Here is a 17629-nt window from a genome sequence, read left to right as displayed (position 1 = left end):
TCCTTACATACCCAACTTTTCAAAAATCTTATTGAGCTTCTCTTCCAAGGTAGCGGCAGTGAAAGGCTTCACTACATAACCACTGGCACCGGCTTGCGCTGCTGCGATGATATTCTCTTTTTTAGCTTCAGCCGTTACCATCAGAACTGGCAGAGTACCAAGAGCACCATCAGCACGGATAGTTTTCAACAGGTCCAGGCCATCCATATTTGGCATGTTCCAGTCAGAAACCACAAAATCAAAACCACCCGTACGTAATTTATTCAATGCGTCTACGCCATCTTCGGCTTCTTCCACATTGTTAAAACCCAGCTCTTTCAGCAGGTTTCTGACAATACGACGCATGGTCGAAAAATCGTCTACCACCAAAAATCTGAGATTCTTATCCGCCATACCAACTCCTAAGGTTTGTTGCTCACCGCTGAGCGATTAAATACCAACGCCCGATTTCCACCGGAAAATTTCTACTAGATTCGCAGGGCTTGACCGCTGCTTATCTGTGCCAACATGCGCTGACTTACCTGGTTCAAATCCAGGATTTCATTAACGCCGCCCATCCCAATAGCTTCGCGCGGCATCCCGAAGACCACACAACTGGCTTCGTTTTGGGCAATGGTGTAAGCCCCTGCCCGATGCATCTCCAGTAAACCGGCAGCACCGTCATTACCCATTCCCGTCAGAATGACACCGACCGCATTGCGCCCGGCATACTGCGCCACTGAACGGAAAAGCACATCAACCGAGGGACGATGGCGATTAACCGCAGGCCCGTCATGAATACGCACCTGATAGTTTGCCCCACTGCGCGCCAATTCCATGTGCCGATCACCGGGTGCAATATAGGCGTGTCCGGGCAATACCCGCTCACCGTCTTCTGCTTCCTTCACGGTAATTTGGCACAATTTATTGAGCCGCTCCGCAAATGAGCGGGTAAAACCCGGTGGCATATGCTGTGTTATCAACAATGCCGGACTGGTCGGTGGCAAAGGTTGTAACACGGTACGGATGGCTTCAGTCCCCCCCGTCGATGCGCCGATCGCAATGAGTTTCTCACTACTGAGCAGCGGCGTATGGCTCAGCATCACCGGGGCATGTTCCGGACCGCGCTGTGGTAAGCGAGCTTTCGCGGCCGTGCGGATTTTCTCCGCAATCAACTCGCTGTAAGCCAGCATCCCTTCTCGGATACCCAACTGCGGTTTGGTGACAAAATCGATAGCCCCCAACTCCAGCGCGCGCATGGTTATCTCTGAGTTTTTCCCGGTTAGTGATGAAACCATCACCACCGGCATCGGCCGTAACCGCATCAATTTTTCAAGAAAATCCAAACCATCCATCCGTGGCATTTCAACATCAAGTGTTAATACCTGCGGATTGAATTTTTTAATCAAATCACGGGCAACTAATGGATCTGGTGCTGCTGCAACCATTTCCATATCTGGGTGACTGTTAATAATCTCTGTCATTAACTGGCGCATTAACGCGGAATCATCAACGCACAATACTCTGATTTTACTCATCACCTCTCCTTGGTCAGTCCATAAACGGTCTGCCCGCGCAAATAGAATTCCCGACTAATTTGACTGAAATTCTCCGAGTGGCCTGCAAACATCAAGCCGCCGGGTTTTAGCAAAGGAACAAAGCGACGCAAGATGCGCTCCTGCGTTTCTTTATCAAAATAAATCATCACATTACGACAAAAAATAGCGTCAAACTGCCCCGGTAATGCCCATTCGGGTGCTAACAGATTCAGTTGCTGAAAATGAATCATATTGGCCAGTTCCGGTCGCACTCTGACCATGCCCTGGTGGGGGCCGGTGCCACGCAAAAAATAGCGTTGCATTTGTTGCGCAGACAATGAGCGCAATTCATCTTGTCGATACACGCCACTGGTGGCTTTCTCCAGGACTTGCGTATCAATATCACTGGCCAATATCTGGCAAGATCCCGACCGATTTCCCAACACATCACACAATGTCATGGCGATGGAATAAGGCTCTTCTCCGGTCGATGCCGCCGTACTCCAAACCGAATAACTCCCCGGCCGCTGACGAGCATGCTCTGCCAGAATTGGGAAGTGGTGCGCCTCACGGAAAAATGCCGTCAGGTTAGTGGTCAAAGCATTAACAAACGCCTGCCACTCTGCACTGTTAGGATCGGTCTCCAGTAAAGCCAGGTATTGACCAAAATCGTTAATCCCCAGCAACCTCAACCGCCTCACCAGGCGGTTATAGACCATTTCCCGTTTGTGATCGGCCAGCACAATCCCAGCTCGTTGGTAAATAAGTTGGCAAATGCGTCGGAAGTGAACATCCGACAGCGGCAGCCGCTGAATCATCTGGGTCAGGGGAGACCCAAACTCTTGGGGTGATGGTTTCATCCGGTTTCACCCCACAATACAGTCTTCGTTACACCGTTTGACAATCTGGGGTTTCCTTAACAGCCGCTGTTTTCACAACAAATTGCTGACTACTGCGAACTGCTGCCTGCCCCTCCCCGCTGTCGCTATCCTGCTCCAAACGAAAAACAGACACTGCATCGGAGAGCATACCTGCTTGCTCCTCCAGTGCATTAGCCGCAGCCGCTGCCTCTTCCACTAATGCGGCGTTTTGCTGAGTGACCTGATCCATCTGTGTTACCGCGAGTGAAACCTGCTCAATACCCCGGCTTTGCTCATCCGAAGCGGAAGCGATTTCACCCATAATGTCGGTAACCCGAGTCACTGAGCGAACAATCTCTTCCATGGTGGTACCCGCATTTTCCACCAGGGTGGAGCCCTGGCGAACACGGCTAACCGATTCATCGATTAACCCTTTGATTTCTTTTGCTGCCTGCGCACTGCGCTGGGCTAAATTGCGCACCTCGCCCGCCACCACGGCAAAACCGCGCCCTTGCTCTCCGGCGCGAGCTGCTTCAACAGCGGCATTCAGAGCCAGGATATTGGTTTGGAAGGCGATGCCATCGATAACGCTGGTAATAGCACCGATCTTCTGCGAACTGGTGGCGATATCATGCATGGTTGTCACGACACTTCCGGTTAACTCACCGCCTTTAGCTGCGGTACCCGACGCATCTCGCGCCAGTTGTGTCGCCTGACGGGCATTATCGGCATTCTGTTTCACCGTCGCCGTCAGTTGTTCCATGCTAGCCGCTGTTTGCTCTAATGAAGCCGCCTGCTGCTCGGTTCTTGCCGACAAATCATTGTTACCGGCAGAGATTTCCTGAATACCGGTTAACATCGATTCTGTCCCATCGCGCACATGGCTAACGGTGGTGATGAGCGACTGTTGCATGGTGCGCAAACTGGCAAACATCTGACTGATTTCATTACTGCCCGTCACCGAAATCTGGGCGGATAAATCACCTTGGGCAATGCGGTCAAAATGGGCGCGCATGGTTTTTAATGGCGAGACAAACATAGTGCGCAGCCAGATCAGTGAAGAAATCGCCATAGCAATTACCATCAGAATTGCACCGGCAAAGATCCACATGGCGAGGTGGTAAGCCTGTTGGTTCTGAGTGCCGGCTTCTGCAATCACTTCATTGGCATACTGTAAATATTGCAAGAAATCAGCTTCAAACAGGTCTTGAGTTTTCTGGGTGGGTTGATCCATAAAACTCTGCAAATTACCGGCTTCCAGGAAATCGATTAACTCCCGGAGTGAACTGCGTAAGTTCTGATAACTGTTCTTGGTTGCATCTAACAACTCACCACCGGTATCACTCTCATCCAGACGAGGTACCGCCAGAAACTGATTAAAATAGAGATCGGCTTTCTGTAGTGAACTCCGCGCATTGCCCATTAGCGCGTTGACTTGCTCCTGAGGGACTTTGAGAGCCGAGCGAGTCGCCGCCCGGTTTAAGGTATTACGCGCCTGAAGTAAGGATACCCAACTGAGGCTTAATGCATCCCGTTGCTGGCTGCTGAGATCCACTCGGTTTAAATTTTGATAGTCTGAACGAAATGCAGTAAATGACAGACCACTTGAAATCAACTGTATCGAGCAAATCAACATCAATAACAGGAAAAAGCTGGTAGAAATCCGGATTCGGCCAAACATCGTAACCTCTTCTCAGCCGGCTCGTTGGCCGGCTTCTATTTTTATCTACCCAAGATAATTGGAGTTGCAGGTAGGCTGCCAGCAAACGAATCCCGATGAGCTTACTCCGGTAAGTGATTCGGGTTCGTGAGCGCAGCTAACACCCCTGCAATTTCAAGTATGAAGGGTTGTAGGGGACTAGAAAGTTTCCCAATTTTCTTGCAGGTCACTTCCCAGTGCTTTTTTAGCAGTACCGCTCTTATCCTGTGTCGGCTGCTTGGTTTTTCTCACATCTTTTTTGCTACTACTGCTATCCATACGCAGAACAAATACGGACATGGATTGGGTTAGCATACTGGCTTGCTCTTCCAGTGCTGCGGCGGCAGAGGCAGACTCTTCCACCAAAGAGGCGTTTTGTTGGGTCACACGATCCATTTCAGTCACCGCCTGACCGACCTGATCGATACCACGGCTTTGTTCATCAGAGGCGGAAGCGATTTCGCCCATGATGTCCGTTACGCGGGTCACCGCATTCACGATATCGCCCATGGTTTCGCCGGCACTTTCAACCAGTACAGAACCCATATCGACACGGTTGACTGAATCTTCGATCAAGCCTTTGATTTCTTTGGCTGCTTGCGCACTGCGCTGGGCCAGATTGCGCACTTCACCGGCGACAACGGCAAAACCACGGCCCTGCTCGCCGGCACGAGCGGCTTCAACCGCAGCATTCAATGCCAGAATATTGGTTTGGAAAGCGATGCCATCAATGACGCTGGTGATATCGGCAATTTTCTGCGAGCTACCGGCAATGTCATGCATGGTTTGCACCACGTTCGCGACGACTTTTCCACCTTTTTGCGCGGTTTCAGATGCACTTAATGCCAGTTGGCTAGCCTGACGGGCATTTTCAGCATTCTGTTTCACCGTAGCGGTTAACTGCTCCATGCTGGCAGCGGTTTCTTCCAAAGAGGCGGCTTGTTGCTCGGTACGTGCTGACAAATCATTGTTGCCCGCAGCAATTTCTGATGCACCACTATAAATAGCATCAGCGCCTAAACGGACATCACTGACGGTAGTCACCAATTCAGATTGCATGTGCTTCAGGCTAGCTGCCAGGGTGCCCATTTCGTTGCGACTGTGCACTTCAATATTCTGAGTCAAATCACCGTTAGCAATATGTTTGATATGCTCAATCAAGTGTTTGAGTGGGTTAATCAAGATGTGTTGCATACCCAGCCACACCACCACAATGGCGACGAATACGGCAATCAATACAAAGACAATCACGCTCATCGCATAAGTAAAGGAGCGGTTACTGTCTTCCACGGCACCGGAATACAGACGGTCGTTTTGTGTCAGGTAAGTGTTGTAGTCATGCTCAAAAGCATTTTGGAAACTGGAGGTTGGCTGGTCAAAGAATTCATTGATCTTACCCGCTTCCATCAATTGGATAAGCTCAGTTAACGCGCCAAAATATTGCTCATAAGTCTGTTTTAATTTTTTAGCCGATTCCGGGTCTTGCTGGCTATCCAGCGGAATTTGCTCGTAGCTTTTAAAACGTTCTGCCGCCACACCTAATGTTCCTTTGGCTGACGCCAAAAGATCATTTACAGTCGGGCCGCTGCCAGTGTGATTCACATCCATCATGTAGCGAATGCCCGCGCGGTTTAACGTATTGCGTGTTTGCAGTAGATTGACCCAGCTTTCATTCAATACCGACTGTTGTTGACGGATAACTTGTAAAACCGCGAAGTTTTCTTTGTCATTTTTCAGTGAGTTAAAGAAAAGCCCGCCGGAAACCAGCTGTAAGGCACCAAATAGCACTAACACCAACAGCAAGCTGGTGACCACTTTCATACGCTTAAACATGTTATCCCTTCATTATTACGATTACGTCAAAATACGGGTACGCCAAAACATAAGACGTTTAATTAACTGTGTTATCGGCACCACAGGGGGGAACTTTACCGGGGAGAAAGATTATTTTACCGGGGAGATACTGAGTATTAACAATTTGATCTTTGGCTTTAGACCAAATTTGAAGCAGAAGGGCTAACTTGCCCTCCTGCGCGTTGGAAAAGGTAATGATAGATTAGGCTTAATTAACCTTTCACCACTGAATCAAGCAATGACATCTCTTCACTGCTCAGCAACTTCTCAATATCAACCAAAATCAGCATCCGCTCACCCAGTGAACCTAAACCTGTCAGGTATTCGGTCGCCAAAGTCACAGCAAACTCAGGGGCTGGGCGGATTTGCTCAGCAGTCAATGACAGCACATCAGACACACCATCCACGACAATACCGACAACGCGCTGACCAAAATTCAGTACGATGACCACTGTATTTTCGTTATAGCTGACGCCCTGTTGGGCAAATTTAACCCGTAAATCGATAATAGGAACAATAACGCCGCGTAAGTTAGTAACACCTTTAATGAAAGCCGGGGTGTTAGCGATACGGGTCACTTGATCATAACCCCGGATCTCTTGAACTTTCAGAATATCAATGCCGTACTCTTCAGCACCCAGCGTAAAAATCAGGAATTCTTGTCCTACCGTTTCGCCAGCCAGCTTCGTGACGGTTGCTAGTCCTGCCATGTTTTTACCCTTCAATCAATAGGTTGAATTTATGTTTATTTTTCAAAGCTCTATGCCCTAAATAATTCGAGTTGCAGGAAGGCGGCAAGTGAATAAATCCCGATGAACTTACGATGTTGTAAGTGATTCGGGTGATTGAACGTAGCCAACACGCATGCAGCTTGAAGTATGACGGGCATATTACGCGACGACGACATCATCAGCCGTAACACGCTTTTCCCGGTTTAAGGCCTGCAACGCCGACACATCCACAATTAATGCCACACTGCCATCACCCAAAATGGTGGCGGCAGAAATACCTGGAACCTTGCGATAATTGCTTTCCAGGTTTTTCACCACCACCTGATGCTGACCAATCAATTGATCTACCAGCAGGGCATAACGACGACCAGCACTTTGTAGAATCACAACAATGCCTTGGGTGGCTTCAGTTTTCGCATTTTCAACATCAAATACCCGGAACAGCTCCACCAGAGGCAGATACTCACCACGCACTTGCAATACGCGTTCACCGCCAGCCAGTGGATGGAGATCCTCAGCCAATGGTTGCAGAGATTCCATTACGGCGTTCAATGGTAAAATGAACACTTCATTACTGACTTTAACGGACATGCCATCAAGAATAGCCAGCGTCAATGGTAGCAAGATCCGAATTGAGGTACCTTTACCGGCCTGGAAACTGACTTGTACATGGCCGCCCATTTCCTGAATATTTCGCTTAACCACATCCATGCCAACACCGCGACCAGAAACATCGGTCACCTGCTCGGCTGTAGAGAATCCAGGGGCGAAAATCAGCATGCCGACATCTTCATCACTCATATGCTCATTAACAGCCATACCCTGCGATTGTGCTTTCGCCAGAATTTTCTGCCGGTTTAGCCCTGCCCCATCATCGAGGACTTCAATACAAATATTGCCACCTTGATGTTCGGCCGACAGTGTCAGATTACCTACCGGTTGTTTACCGGCCGCGATGCGCGTTGCTGGATCTTCAATACCGTGGTCCAAGCTGTTACGCACCAGATGGGTTAATGGGTCGATAATGCGTTCAATCAGACTTTTATCCAGCTCAGTCGAACTGCCAAGCAGTGTCAGTTCAACCTGTTTATTCAACTTGCTGGCCAAATCACGCACCAAGCGCGGGAAGCGGCTGAATACATATTCCATCGGCATCATTCGAATCGACATCACCGACTCTTGCAAGTCGCGCGCGTTGCGCTCCAACTGCCCCATGCTATTGAGTAAATCGCCGTTAATCACCGGGTCTAAGGTGCTGGAACGCTGAGCCAACATTGATTGAGTGATAACCAATTCACCCACTAAATTAATCAGTTGGTCGACTTTCTCAACTGCCACGCGAATACTGGTGGATTCACTGGCTTTCGCTTTAGGTTTGACATGCTCTGCGCTGGTTGGCTGGGCAACGACGGCCTCAACCTTAGGTGGGTTCTTGATTTCAGCAACAGCGGTAACTTGAGGCACTTCAACCACCGGCGCGACAACAGCCACTTCAGCTTCTTGCGCCGACTCGGCTTGAACAAAGCTAATCTGCTCCGGCTCCAGCACAAAACAGAGCACCGCACTGATATCATCTTCGCTAACAGAGGTAATCAGGGTCGCTTCCAGGCTATCTGTACCTTGGTGCGGATCTTTGACTTCACCCAAATTGCCCAGTTCTTCCAGCATCAAAGGGATTTCTTGCTCTTTCAAACCCGACAGGCGGATGCGCATTCCCCCCTGAACTAAGGCAGGAGACTTGCTGCTGGCCTTGGCTTCAGCGGTCGGGGTGGTCGCTTTATCTGTGGTCGCCACATTATGGGGGGGTTGTTGTTCTAAAGCTTCGAGTGCCAGTTGGCGCAATGCATGGCAGATATACTCAAAACTTTCTGCATTAGGTTCTTGAGAGGTTTTGTAGGCGTCCAACTGTTCTTGCATAATATCTTTCGTTTCCAAAAACAGGTTGATGATATCAGTGCTCAAGCGCATCTCGTCGCGGCGGGCACCATCCAACAGGTTTTCCAACAGATGGGTTGTTTCTTGTAAGACAGTAAATCCAAATGTCGCAGCGCCGCCCTTAATTGAGTGAGCAGCGCGGAAAATGGCATTGAGTTGTTCATTATCAGGGGCCAGCGGATCCAGCAATAACAGGTGCTGTTCCATATCTGCCAGCAATTCATCTGCTTCATCAAAGAAAGTCTGATAAAACGCGGTAATATCCATGCTCACGGTGTCACCTCTACTGTGCGTCGCGGCTTGTCGGAGAGACCGGTGCATTACTTGCTGGTGCCGCTGGCAACGATGTCGTTGGTCCGCGGGCAGCTTGAGTAATGTTCTCCGTGCTCGATTGTTGTGTTTGTGGTGCTGTTACAGGCGGTGCCACCGCTTTCACCGACTCAGTTGCCGTCGCTGACGAGGCTGATGTTATCAAGGCTGATGTTGTCGAGGCTGATGTTGTCGAGACCGCCGCGGGTACAGGTGCTGATCCGCGAGTACCAGATTGTGCTGTCGGTATCGTCGCACCGCTGGTCACTGGCGGTGTCGCAACAGTAGCGGGTGATGCCACCGCAGGTGTCGTCCCGGTAGAATCAATCTGTTTTAAGCTCTCAGCTTTTTCGATATCCAGCGCTTTGTTATCTAAATTCTCGTGCTCAATATCATGTTGAGTCTGCTTATTCAGCACCAGAATACTGATACGGCGGTTAACCGGGTCATCTGATGCCTGCTCTTTTAAGCGCATCGTCGATGCCATGCCTACCACGCGTAATACTTTGCCTTCATCCAAACCACCGACCAGTAACTCACGCCGTGAAGCATTGGCACGATCTGCTGACAATTCCCAGTTGCTGTAACCCCGTTCACCCGAAGCATACGGCAAGTCATCGGTGTGGCCAGACAGGCTGATCTTATTGGGAATATCATTCAAAATAGGGGCAATGGCACGTAAAATATCGCGCATATACGGTTCAACCTGAGCACTCCCCATCTTGAACATTGGCCGGTTTTGGCTATCAATAATCTGAATTCTCAGCCCTTCATCCATCATGTTAATCAACAGATGTGGCCGCAAAGCTTTCAGTCTCGGGTCTGATTCAATTAATTGGTCCAGTTTTTCCCGTAATTTATTGAGTCGATATTCTTCTTTGCGGCGCTCTTCAGAATCAACCTGCTTGCGCACTTCACCGACTTGTTGGGTGGGATCATCACCACCGCCAGGAATTGGGCTGGTACTGTCGCTGCTTTTTTCACCGCTGGACAGAGCAACTTTCAATGGTGTGCGGAAATACTCAGCAATTTGCGTCAGCTCTTGCGGGCTGGAAACTGACAGCAACCACATCACCAGAAAGAAGGCCATCATTGCTGTCATAAAGTCAGCATAAGCAATTTTCCATGACCCGCCATGGTGGGCTTGGCCATGTTTGGCTTTGCGCTTTTTGACCAGAATAACGGGGTGGTTCTGATGCTTCATGCGTCCTCTTCTGTCGCTTGCGGTGCCGGCGCTTTCACTCTGCGCACATGCTCTTCCAGCTCAATGAACGAAGGACGTTCCGTGGTGTAGAGCGTTTTACGACCAAATTCCACGGCAATTTGCGGCGCATATCCGTTCAGACTGGAAAGCAGAGTCACCTTGATGCACTGCATCATTTTGGTGGTTTCCGCACTCTGTTGACGTAACAACGTCGCCAACGGTGAGATAAATCCATATGCCAACAAAATACCGAGGAATGTCCCTACCATCGCATGGGCAATTAACGCCCCAAGCTCTGCGGCGGGCCGGTCTGCGGATGCCAAGGCATGCACAACCCCCATCACGGCGGCAACAATACCGAATGCAGGTAAAGAATCGCCCACCATCGTCAGGCTACCGGCAGGCACTTCGCATTCTTGCTCGTGAGTTTCGATCTCTTCATCCATCAAGGCTTCGATTTCAAAAGCGTTCATATTCCCACTGACAATTAACCGCAAATAGTCGGTAATAAATTCCACTAATATCTTATCGGCCAAAATTCTCGGATAATTAGAGAAAATTTCACTTTCCAAGGGGCTTTCAATATCCCGCTCCAATGACAGCATTCCCTGTTGACGGGATTTTGCTAATAAGCGGTACAACAGCGCCATTAAGTCCATATAGAGGACTTTATTATATTTAGAACGACGCATCAGTTTTGGCATGGCTTTCATTGTGGCTTTTATCGCTTTGCCATTGTTGCCCACAATAAATGCGCCAATACCCGCACCACCGATAATTAAAAATTCAGCTGGTTGATATAATGCGCCCAGGTGACCACCGACAATGATGTAGCCGCCAAAAACCGCACCTAAGACCACGATATAACCCAAAATAACTAACACGCGATATCCTTAGCAAAGTGTGTGGGTGGAAGGTGAGGCGTTAGCACCCTTTGAGGGTCATGAGTTGCCATTGGCGGGTGACAGAAACGGTATCCATACCGCTGCTGCAACCCAAAATTCTGACAACTCAAAGAAACTCAAACTGCGCGTCTAACCTGCTCATCCAGCAGTTGTGAAGTTATATCGGCAGATTGCGGAGAAAGTTTACGTTTTTTTACTGCGCGGGAAGGTGGCTGGCAAAGACTGCAAACAAAGCTGTTGCGTGGTTGATGCGCATGAGTGATAAAAGTGCCACCACAGCAACTGCAACCAGAGAGCTGCAACATACCACTGTCAACGAACCTAACCAAGGTCCAGGCACGGGTTAACGCCAGTAATGGCGGTATTCCAGACTGATCCGGGCACTGTTCGAGATAAAGACGATAAGCCTTAATAACGGCCTCAACACCGGTGCATTGCCCACTTTTTAGCAAGAAACTATAGGCGTTATAAAACATCGATGAATGAATATTTTGTTCCCAAGTCATAAACCAATCGGTCGAAAACGGCAACATTCCTTTAGGAGGAGGACTGCCTCTCAGCTCTTTGTAGAGCTTAATTAAACGCCCCCGACTGAGTTGCGTCTCGCTTTCTAACATCTGCAAGCGCGCACCTAAAGTTATCAACTCCATTGCCAAATGAATATCTTTGGCTTCCTGAACAATACTTTTCTCAACCATCGGTCATGCTCTTTTCTTAGACGCACTACCGTCTTTTAACGATAGTTCGTGGAGTAAATGACTCGACAATAAAATTCCTGTGTGGATTTGCTGCAAATCATCCACACGAGATTCTTTCGTCAGATGATGAATTGTATTGTGATCACTGAAACGGAAATGACAGACCAATTGGTTAGTCTCCGCTAATTTAACCATCTGCGGTAATGTTAACTGCGATAATGCATCGGCCATGGTATCTGTAATACCGAGACGAAACATCGCTGAGGCTTTCTCATCGTTAATTAACCGTTGAGCTAAAAGCAAATATGACAAATTAATATCATAAATATGTTTGAGTAATTCAGACGTACTCATTTTATGCATCCCGACTGATTATGTTTTAAAACATAAGTTGGATGATAATATTCCTCACCCAAGACCTGGGATCCTTCCCGTTATACAGTTAATTAAAACTTATAGAACTAAAAGTAATTGAAACCTGCTAGTGCAACATTGCAAAAATACCGCTTCGGTCTGAAATGACATGTCGTCTTTCTGGCAGTTTGATTTTATGCTGCTCTGATTCTGATCTTGCTTCTTCGACATGAAACTTTTCTTACAAAATATTAGGAATAATCCTAGAGAGGCCCAACTCTACTCCCGAATCGTTAGCACATACAATGTGACTAGTGATTCATTTTAAATGTAATGTGACATAGATCACAAAAATAAAATAAAAAACTGCTACCGCTCTCTTTTTTTGTTCGTTTTTTGACCACTAGAGTGTTCAAAAAATAACCATAAGTCAGAAAAGAGCTAAAAAACTAAGGATATAGGCCTAATTCTCAGTGTTTTTAGATCAATTCGAACAAAAGCATCCCTAAAGCAAAATAGCAGAATATAAATCTGTCATAACCGCAAATTATTAGCATTAAGGGCTAATTTGACACTTTATAACTCGGTAATCCTATAAGTAACTACTAGAAACTATTTTGTTTTAACGAATATTTATGCGGCATGAAAAAATGCTTTTCATCGTTTGTTTATTAACCTATTTGTCGTTTTTCGTTAAAAGGATCGATAACACGTATTAAAAAAGGCAGTAGAGGTAACCACATGTTTCACGCTTTTTTCTCTCCATATTTTTTTGCGTACATTTTCAACTTTGGTTGATATCCGTAGTTTTACAAGGGTTTTGTAAGTAAAATGTAAGATAAATTAATTAATAATGTTTGGAATATAAGTTCTGCATGTCTTTTTATATTATTACCTTCACTTAACTAGCTGCTGTAAATGGTTTTTTTCCTGGCCACAGTCAAATGTGATTAACATCTCATTTCTTAAAGATATGATCCTCTAACCTTTATGCTACAGCCGCGCTTATGGGAGCTTAATGATGGGATACAGGAATGTGCTGGTCGCAGTCGCACTTTCACCGGATAGCCAACAATTGGTGAATAAAGCAGTTTCTATCGTCCGGCCTTATGATGGTCGTGTCTCATTAATTACCCTGACAACAGAACCGGAAATGTACAGCAGCTACGCGGCCCCAATGTTGGGAGATTTGCGTTCGGTATTGCAAGAAGAGGCGCTGTTGTTTATGGAGGAACTGGCTAGCCATGCTGATTATCCCATTGAAAAGCGAACTGTTGTTCATGGCGAATTCGCCGAGAGCATGGCTTATTTCTGTCAGCAGCAACATATTGACCTGGTGATATGTGGCAACCACAGCACGAGGCTGCTCAATAAATTTTCCTGCTCAGCGGCTCGTCTGATTAATACCAGTACGGTGGATGTGCTGATCGTGCCTCTTTAAAACGAGCCCCCTTCTCATCTTTAAAGGCGTTCGCCTCCCGCAATGGCAACGCTTTTCTCACACTTGCGCACTATTAGCTGAACTCCTTATGAAGAGTTCTACTATGATTTTCAGCACTCACTCTTTTTACTCCCCGTATTGAATGATTCGAAATAAGGGAATCAGATGACTCAAGATAAAATAAAGAATCGCCGTATTCTATTGGCCTCACGCCCACGCGGTACACCGACCCAAGAAAATTTTATATTAGACACTCAACCCATCCCGCAACCGGCAGCGGGGCAAGTGTTACTACGTACTCGTTATTTATCTCTCGACCCCTATATGCGAGGCCGAATGAGCGATGCACCATCTTATGCCGCTCCAGTTGAGGTGGGTGATGTGATGGTGGGTGGTGCCGTCTCACGGGTTGAAGCCTCACAACATCCGGACTTTCAGGTTGGGGATTGGGTACTGGCTCCGAGCGGCTGGCAGGATTATGCATTATCGGATGGCTCTGATATTCGCAATTTAGGGCCACAACTCTCCCATCCGTCACGCGCACTCGGTGTGTTGGGGATGCCGGGCTTTACGGCTTACATGGGCTTATTGGATATTGGTCAGCCCCAAGCGGGTGAAACATTAGTCGTGGCGGCGGCCAGTGGAGCCGTAGGTTCCGTCGTCGGGCAAATAGGTAAATTGAAAGGATGCAAAGTTATCGGTATTGCTGGCGGAGCAGAAAAATGCCGCTATGTAGTTGAAGAATTGGGGTTCGATGCATGCATTGACCATAAGGCAACAGATTTTGCGCAACAACTAGAAAAAGCCTGTTCAGCGGGCATTGATATCTATTACGAAAATGTGGGCGGTGCGGTTTTCGACGCGGTATTACCCTTATTGAACCCCCGCGCTCGCATCCCGGTTTGCGGCTTGATTGCCCGCTATAATGACACCGAGTTGCCGGACGGCCCGGATCGTTTACCACTGTTGCAAAGCATCATTTTGCGCAAACGCATTCGGATGCAAGGATTTATCATTTTTGATGACTATGCCCCGCATTTCGATGACTTCTTACAGCAGATGACTCCTTGGGTGGAGCAAGGGAAAATCAAGTTCCGCGAAGATTTGGTTGATGGCCTGGAAAATGCACCACAAGCCTTTATCGGCCTATTGGAAGGTAAGAACTTTGGCAAGCTGGTTATTCGTGTCAGTAATGAATAATTATCATCGTTCCGGGGCCTATTGGCCCCGGATTTCTGGAGATAAATATGCGTTGTTAGAACCACTTGCCAAAGCGACGGATATAAAACTGCTTCATCAGTTGCGCAACAACACAGTAACTAATTAAAGTACCGGCTAACCATGGGAAATATTGCCATGGCAATGGTTGCAACCCAACCAATGTTCCTAATGGTGAGAACGGGATATAAATACCGATAGCCATAATGACACCGGTGGTTAATAACACTGGCAGTGCCGCAGTGCTTTGAATAAACGGAATTTTTTGTGTGCGCAACATATGAACGACCAATGTCTGTGACAATAGGCCCTCAATAAACCAACCTGATTGGAACAGAGCTTGATGCTCGACACTATTAGCTGCAAAGACAAACCACATCAATGCAAAGGTAGTGATATCAAAGATGGACGAAGTTGGCCCAATCCACAGCATAAAACGACCAATATTTTTAGCATCCCACTTGCGCGGTTTACGTAAAAACTCTTTGTCCATTTTATCCCACGGCAGAGAGAGCTGAGAGATGTCATACATCAGATTTTGTAGCAGCAAGTGAATGGCAAGCATGGGCAAGAATGGAATAAATGCACTAGCCACCAATACAGAGAAAACATTGCCGAAGTTCGAACTGGCGGTCATATTCAAGTATTTGATGATATTGCCAAAAGTCTCGCGTCCTTTAATTACACCCTCTTCCAACACCATCAAATTCTTTTCCAGCAAAATGATATCGGCGGACTCTTTGGCGATATCGGTGCCAGTATCAACAGAAATCCCCACATCTGCATCGCGCAATGCCGGAGCATCATTAATACCATCGCCAAGAAAACCGACAGTGTGCCCGTTACTTTGCAGCATTTTCAAAACACGTGATTTTTGTAGCGGCGTCAGCTTGGTGAACACCGTGCGCAACTCCACTTCTCGCGCCAGCGTTTCATCATCCATGTTTTCGATATCAAGGCCACTCAGCGGCTCGCCAGGATCCAGCCCCACATCACGACAGATTTTGGCTGTGATAATCGGGTTGTCACCGGTTAATACTTTTACCGCCACGCCATTTTCCCGCAATGCAGCAATCGCCGCCTCTGCACTCTCTTTTGGTGGGTCAAGGAACGTCAGTAACCCCTGCACCACCAACTCGCGCTCATCATCACTATTTAAAGGTAATTCATTGATTTTAGTACCTAATTCACGCGTAGCCAATAGCAAAACGCGAAAACCGTCTTCATTATATTGCGTAGCCAATGCCAACAATGAGGTGCGGCGAGTTTCATCCAGTGGATAAATATCACTCCCTTCGCGCACGTGAGTACAGATGCTCAGCATCTCCTCCACCGCACCTTTGCAGATCAATGTCTGATGCTGCTGTTCATCTTTCACCACAATCGACAAACGGCGGCGGATGAAATCAAAGGGTAACTCGTCCACTTTATTAAAACTGCGCAAAGCATCAATTTCTGGTTTACCACGGCTGAATTTGATAACCGCCTGATCCATCAGATTGCGCATGCCACTTTGATGGAAGCTGTTCAGCCATGCCAGTTGTAATATTTTGCTGTCATTGCTACCACGAGCATCTAAATGGTGTTCAAGAATGATCCGGTCTTGCGTCAATGTCCCCGTTTTATCGGTACATAACACATCCATTGCACCAAAATTTTGTATGGCATTCAGCCGCTTAACCACCACTTTGCGCCGCGACATCGCTATCGCGCCCTTAGCCAGGTTAGAGCTGACAATCATCGGCAACATTTCAGGTGTCAAACCAACGGCTACCGCTAACGCAAACAACGCCGCCTCGCTCCAATCGCCTTTTGTGAATCCGTTAATCAGCAATACAATCGGCACCATCACCAACATAAAGCGGATCAATAACCAGCTAACACTGTTAACTCCCCGGTCAAACGCGGTTTGTGCACGGTTGCCCACAATAGACTTGGCAAGCGACCCGAAATAAGTATGCCCGCCGGTGGCAACCACCACCGCCATTGCTGTTCCGCTGGCAACGTTGGTCCCCATCAAACAAATATTCGACAACTCCAGTAATTCGCTCTCGCTGCTGGCATCCACCTCGACCGATTTTGCTGCTATCGCTCCCATGGCATCATATTTCTCAATAGGAATAGCTTCTCCTGTCAGAATTGCCTGGCTGATAAACAAATCTCTGGATTTAATCAGTCGCAAATCAGCTGGGATCATATCCCCGGCAGATAATAAAATAATATCGCCCGGCACCAACTGCTTAATGGCAATTTCCTGTTTTGCCGGTTGAGCACTATGGTTGCTGCGGCGCAGAACCGTCGCCGTGGTGCGCACCATCGATTTCAGTGCTTCTGCCGCTTTGTTGGTACGGTATTCCTGCCAAAAACGTAATAACCCACTGATTAAGACCATTGTGACAATAATACCAACACCAACCAGATCGGTTTCCTCGCCACGTTGTAAAGGTAGCCAATAATCTGTCACAAAACTGATTGCTGCCAGGATCATTAAAACAAAAATAAAAGGGTTATTAAATGCGGCCAATAATTGAATTAATGCCGGCGGCGCTTTCTCATGCGCGACTTCATTAAGACCGTATAGTTCCAGCCGTTCTTTGGCGTCTTCTTCTGTTATCCCGTTCAAATTAGCATTCAGCCTGGATAATGTTTGATCCAGGCTATTTTTAGCCTCTAATGCAATAGTAAAATGTTTTTTATTATTGCTACGGCCTGTACCTGTCTTTTGAAATTTGGTCATAACGCTTCTCTTTTAATTCTAAACGCACAGGGTTTATCCGCTCAATTATTGAGAGACAAATGTGCTGAACTATTATTGCGCTGCCAATTTTATATTTAATTAACAGCAGCTAATTAAGTTAACTTCGGGGTGTTCGTCCATAACAACTCCTTACTACCACATGGGGC

At 47.5% G+C, this 17629-nt stretch carries 14 protein-coding genes; 2 read left to right on the top strand and 12 right to left on the bottom strand.

Annotation, left to right across the window (positions count from 1 at the left end; translation table 11 throughout):
- Positions 1-3 precede the first annotated feature (3 nt).
- The 11 genes from cheY to flhD all read right to left on the bottom strand — a co-directional run bounded on the left by cheY (position 4) and on the right by flhD (position 12066).
- A complete protein-coding gene (gene cheY, locus HU019_RS05075) occupies positions 4-393 on the bottom strand; it encodes a chemotaxis response regulator CheY (RefSeq protein WP_005164479.1) in 390 nt (129 codons plus the stop codon).
- Positions 394-467: 74 nt separating this feature from the next.
- Positions 468-1517, bottom strand: a complete 1050-nt coding sequence (locus HU019_RS05070; protein ID WP_174849228.1) for a protein-glutamate methylesterase/protein-glutamine glutaminase — start codon at positions 1515-1517, stop codon at positions 468-470.
- Positions 1517-2377, bottom strand: a complete 861-nt coding sequence (cheR, locus tag HU019_RS05065) for a protein-glutamate O-methyltransferase CheR (protein ID WP_019080859.1) — start codon at positions 2375-2377, stop codon at positions 1517-1519. Before cheR ends, HU019_RS05070 begins: the two co-directional genes overlap by 1 nt.
- A 28-nt stretch (positions 2378-2405) precedes the next feature.
- A complete protein-coding gene (locus HU019_RS05060; protein ID WP_174849229.1) occupies positions 2406-4058 on the bottom strand; it encodes a methyl-accepting chemotaxis protein in 1653 nt (550 codons plus the stop codon).
- 177 nt (positions 4059-4235) lie between these two features.
- Entirely contained in the window at positions 4236-5909 is a 1674-nt protein-coding gene (locus tag HU019_RS05055) for a methyl-accepting chemotaxis protein (protein ID WP_174849230.1), read from the bottom strand.
- Positions 5910-6142: 233 nt separating this feature from the next.
- Positions 6143-6640: a chemotaxis protein CheW gene (gene cheW / locus HU019_RS05050; RefSeq protein ID WP_005164488.1), complete on the bottom strand. Its 498-nt coding sequence runs from the start codon at positions 6638-6640 to the stop codon at positions 6143-6145.
- 180 nt (positions 6641-6820) lie between these two features.
- Entirely contained in the window at positions 6821-8863 is a 2043-nt protein-coding gene (cheA, locus tag HU019_RS05045; RefSeq protein WP_174849243.1) for a chemotaxis protein CheA, read from the bottom strand.
- A 16-nt stretch (positions 8864-8879) separates the two neighbouring features.
- Entirely contained in the window at positions 8880-10109 is a 1230-nt protein-coding gene (gene motB, locus HU019_RS05040) for a flagellar motor protein MotB (RefSeq protein ID WP_174849231.1), read from the bottom strand.
- The gene (gene motA, locus HU019_RS05035; protein WP_174849232.1) at positions 10106-10993 is read right to left on the bottom strand and encodes a flagellar motor stator protein MotA; all 888 of its coding nucleotides are present in this window, start codon (positions 10991-10993) and stop codon (positions 10106-10108) included. The genes motB and motA overlap by 4 nt, the downstream gene beginning before the upstream one ends.
- 137 nt (positions 10994-11130) lie before the next feature.
- Positions 11131-11712, bottom strand: coding sequence for a flagellar transcriptional regulator FlhC (gene flhC, locus HU019_RS05030; RefSeq protein WP_050075351.1), 582 nt, complete (start codon positions 11710-11712; stop codon positions 11131-11133).
- Between the two features lie 3 nt (positions 11713-11715).
- Positions 11716-12066, bottom strand: a complete 351-nt coding sequence (gene flhD, locus HU019_RS05025; RefSeq protein WP_005164498.1) for a flagellar transcriptional regulator FlhD — start codon at positions 12064-12066, stop codon at positions 11716-11718.
- A gap of 1021 nt (positions 12067-13087) precedes the next feature.
- Here flhD and uspC point away from each other — a divergent pair.
- Positions 13088-13507: a universal stress protein UspC gene (uspC, locus tag HU019_RS05020; RefSeq protein ID WP_174849244.1), complete on the top strand. Its 420-nt coding sequence runs from the start codon at positions 13088-13090 to the stop codon at positions 13505-13507.
- A 165-nt stretch (positions 13508-13672) separates the two neighbouring features.
- Complete coding sequence (locus tag HU019_RS05015; protein WP_174849233.1) at positions 13673-14707, top strand: NADP-dependent oxidoreductase; 1035 nt, start codon at positions 13673-13675, stop codon at positions 14705-14707.
- A gap of 55 nt (positions 14708-14762) precedes the next feature.
- On the opposite strand, the gene mgtA is transcribed toward HU019_RS05015, so the two are convergent.
- Entirely contained in the window at positions 14763-17462 is a 2700-nt protein-coding gene (gene mgtA / locus HU019_RS05010) for a magnesium-translocating P-type ATPase (protein WP_174849234.1), read from the bottom strand.
- Positions 17463-17629: the final 167 nt, after the last annotated feature.

Origin of the sequence: Yersinia artesiana (assembly GCF_902726545.1) — a bacterium.
Classification (GTDB): domain Bacteria; phylum Pseudomonadota; class Gammaproteobacteria; order Enterobacterales; family Enterobacteriaceae; genus Yersinia; species Yersinia artesiana.
Note: the sequence above shows the minus strand (reverse complement) of the source record. Positions and strands in the feature narration are given on the sequence as shown.

Bases quoted from the DNA above. Each gene is read 5' to 3' on its own strand.
- motB (WP_174849231.1), bottom strand. From the start codon at position 10,109: ATGAAGCATCAGAACCACCCCGTTATTCTGGTCAAAAAGCGCAAAGCC.
- HU019_RS05015 (WP_174849233.1), top strand. From the start codon at position 13,673: ATGACTCAAGATAAAATAAAGAATCGCCGTATTCTATTGGCCTCACGC.
- cheW (WP_005164488.1), bottom strand. From the start codon at position 6,640: ATGGCAGGACTAGCAACCGTCACGAAGCTGGCTGGCGAAACGGTAGGA.
- cheR (WP_019080859.1), bottom strand. From the start codon at position 2,377: ATGAAACCATCACCCCAAGAGTTTGGGTCTCCCCTGACCCAGATGATT.
- flhD (WP_005164498.1), bottom strand. From the start codon at position 12,066: ATGAGTACGTCTGAATTACTCAAACATATTTATGATATTAATTTGTCA.
- cheA (WP_174849243.1), bottom strand. From the start codon at position 8,863: ATGGATATTACCGCGTTTTATCAGACTTTCTTTGATGAAGCAGATGAA.
- cheY (WP_005164479.1), bottom strand. From the start codon at position 393: ATGGCGGATAAGAATCTCAGATTTTTGGTGGTAGACGATTTTTCGACC.
- HU019_RS05055 (WP_174849230.1), bottom strand. From the start codon at position 5,909: ATGTTTAAGCGTATGAAAGTGGTCACCAGCTTGCTGTTGGTGTTAGTG.
- flhC (WP_050075351.1), bottom strand. From the start codon at position 11,712: ATGGTTGAGAAAAGTATTGTTCAGGAAGCCAAAGATATTCATTTGGCA.
- HU019_RS05070 (WP_174849228.1), bottom strand. From the start codon at position 1,517: ATGAGTAAAATCAGAGTATTGTGCGTTGATGATTCCGCGTTAATGCGC.
- uspC (WP_174849244.1), top strand. From the start codon at position 13,088: ATGGGATACAGGAATGTGCTGGTCGCAGTCGCACTTTCACCGGATAGC.
- mgtA (WP_174849234.1), bottom strand. From the start codon at position 17,462: ATGACCAAATTTCAAAAGACAGGTACAGGCCGTAGCAATAATAAAAAA.
- HU019_RS05060 (WP_174849229.1), bottom strand. From the start codon at position 4,058: ATGTTTGGCCGAATCCGGATTTCTACCAGCTTTTTCCTGTTATTGATG.